General features: G+C 58.3%; 3 protein-coding genes. 1 reads left to right on the top strand and 2 read right to left on the bottom strand.

Translation table 11 applies throughout. The features are described 5' to 3' along the window. Nucleotides 1–70: 70 nt before the first annotated feature. Both ACPEES_RS23170 and ACPEES_RS23175 read right to left on the bottom strand, forming a co-directional pair. Entirely contained in the window at nucleotides 71–352 is a 282-nt protein-coding gene (locus tag ACPEES_RS23170; protein ID WP_435106832.1) for a hypothetical protein, read from the bottom strand. A gap of 534 nt (nucleotides 353–886) precedes the next feature. Beyond that, nucleotides 887–1,378 (bottom strand): Lrp/AsnC ligand binding domain-containing protein, encoded by a 492-nt coding sequence (locus tag ACPEES_RS23175; RefSeq protein WP_435106834.1) that lies wholly within the window; start codon nucleotides 1,376–1,378, stop codon nucleotides 887–889. Nucleotides 1,379–1,877: 499 nt separating this feature from the next. On the opposite strand from ACPEES_RS23175, the gene ACPEES_RS23180 reads away from it, so the two are divergent. Next, a partial coding sequence (locus ACPEES_RS23180) for a hypothetical protein (protein WP_435106836.1) occupies nucleotides 1,878–2,146 on the top strand: 269 nt, incomplete at its 3' end.

Genomic DNA, 2,146 nt, shown 5'->3' on the forward strand with positions numbered 1-2,146 from the left:
TTGGTGCAATCGTTCTTCCATCACCCAGCTTGTCGATACACGATTGCACATGACATTACTTTCTAAAGGATTAGTATTTGGTGATCGAATTGAAGGTTCTGGCGATGGAATCATCAGGTCCACCTTCGGCATACGGCCAGTGCGCCGCGAAGATCTCGTAGGTCTTCCGCCCCAGCAGCATGTCGAACGGCTGACCAAGCATCCTGTCGATCTCCTCACCGAACACCTCGTCCGCCAGCGGCGCGACCCAGCCGCCGTAGCTGAATCCGCCGGTTGGATCTTCGGAGGGCCCGCCAGGCGCCTGCATGACGCCATCCAGCGAAACCATGGTGCCGACAATCACTTTGCGCATGCGCTCATCCTCCCGGTTTGTTTGCTGGCACCCAATAGTCGAGCAAGACACCGTTTATTCGACAGCCGGAGTGTTCTGGATGTGAATGGCGTCCAACGCTCGCCCCCCTCGGGCAATTGAGCGTGCACTGGGTCGGGAAGATCATCAGCGGGTGCGTCATCGGTGCGCGTGCGCGGCGTGGTCTAGTACCGGCGCAGGTTGGCTTGAACGCGGTCTCGGATCGGCGCGGAGATGGCGGCGCGGGCATGCGCGCTTCGCCGGTGCCGAAAAACTCGCGGGCCTCGTCCACCGACATTGCGCACTCCTCGTTGATAACGTGCAGCATAGACGACTGCGTCTGCGTCCTTGTGACCGTGTTTTCGCGTCTCCCTGTCTTCAGGTGGGATCGTCTTCGCGATCCGCGTATCCGCAGCCACCTCGACTGCTCATACCCGGATGGCCGTGGCGCGACTACCCGAATTCGGTGTCTCAGGTCGCCGACGGTATGCCGGCGAGGTGGGGATGAACACCATGGGACGTTGGTCGACGATCGGATCAGGCCAGGGAGCCGATCGGAACGGGCACCGTTACTTCATCTTTCACGAGCTCCATCACCACGAAGGAGTGCGTTTGGTGCACATTCGGCAACCGCCCGATCTGCCGGCCGAGGACGACGCGATAATGCCCGATATCGTGGGTTCTTACCTTTAGCATGTAATCGAAATTGCCCGCCACCATATAGCAGCCCTGTACTTCGGGAATAAGGCGCACGGCCTCATTGAACCGCTCCAGGGCATCCTCGCTCGTCTTGTCCAGCGTCACCAGTACCACCAGCACATGCCCCGCGCCGAGCTGCTCCGGGTCCAGCTCGGCGCGATAGCCGCGGATGATGCCCGCCTCCTCGAGGCGGCGAACGCGCTGTGCGCACGGTGTCTTGGTGAGATTCACCCGGTTCGCCAACTCCACGATGGGCAGGCGTCCGTGCTCCTGAAGTTGCTGCAGAATACGGTGATCAATGCGGTCTATACGATCCAGCTTTCTAGCCATGATGCCTACCAAAACGATTATTCAAGGACAATAGGAAACCATTATAGCGTCATTTAGGGTCATTTACTGGCCAATGTGTCCAACAATGAGTCTGGAGGGCTGGGAAGACGAAACAACGACAGTCAGATATGGCAGTGCGAGTGCCCTCGATGCACCGGCCGCGGTGACCTTCGCCCTCCTGACAGGGCATGCGATATCTGACGGCAAAGGGAGGAGACAGATGTCTGACAACAACCCATCAGGCCATACCTGCCATCACATTCATCGATCGAATATCGATCGACCCCGGGAAGCCGCGTTTTTCTTTGGGAAGCGCTGAATGGAGCGGAGAGCGAAGCAATGCGCGAGAGAACCCGCGCGCAGGACCCGAAACATTTGTACGGACAGGTCAGGATTCCGCGCCGCGCGTAACCACGCGACTTGCCCACGCAGTCATTTTCGCAGCGTTTCTTGGTGAGGCAAAGCGAAGACGACGCGCATCAAACCGAAGGTCATCGATATGGCAAGCACAGAATCTTCGATAAGTTATGAAAAGCCAGGCCTGACACTGGCACTCGTTCCCGTCGTGCTGACATTGCTGGTACTGGGCGTGCAGCTTTTCTACTTCGGCGACTTCACCCCTCACATTCCGTTGGCCATCGGCATGGCGATAACGGGACTGGTCGGTATCAAGCTCGGTTTCTGTTGTCAAGTCTCGCCTGATTGTATTCCTGTCAACAGCTACCCCCTTTTCCAAGCCAGGCAGGCCTTGCGAGACTGCCTCACGGC

Origin of the sequence: Arhodomonas sp. AD133, from assembly GCF_051195215.1 — a bacterium.
Lineage (GTDB): Bacteria > Pseudomonadota > Gammaproteobacteria > Nitrococcales > Nitrococcaceae > Arhodomonas.